The organism is Pseudomonas putida (genome assembly GCF_028682475.1).
Classification (GTDB): Bacteria; Pseudomonadota; Gammaproteobacteria; order Pseudomonadales; family Pseudomonadaceae; genus Aquipseudomonas; species Aquipseudomonas putida_AG.
In genome coordinates, this window is record NZ_JANHLE010000143.1 from 1 (window position 1) to 278 (window position 278).

Here is a 278-nt window from a genome sequence, read left to right on the forward strand (position 1 = left end):
AGCGGATCATGGGCAAATACGGCACCAGTGGTGATTACCAACGTGTCACCCAGGCGGTGACGGCTGCCTTGCAGGGCTTGGCCGGTGGCGATATCGGCTCGGCATTGGCTGGGGCCTCGGCGCCGTATCTGGCGCAGCTCATCAAAAAGTCCACGGGCGACAACGCCGCGCTCAATGTCATGGCTCACGCCGTGCTGGGCGCCGTGGTCGCCCAGGCCCAGGGCAACTCGGCCGCTGCGGGTGCCGCCGGTGCCGCCGGAGGCGAGCTGGTTGCGCGT

The 278-nt window shown here is 68.3% G+C and carries 1 protein-coding gene; it reads left to right on the forward strand.

Going from position 1 to position 278, the window contains the following annotated elements:
- On the forward strand, positions 1 to 278 hold a 278-nt coding region (locus tag NPS47_RS25555; RefSeq protein WP_274297462.1), incomplete at both ends, for a hypothetical protein.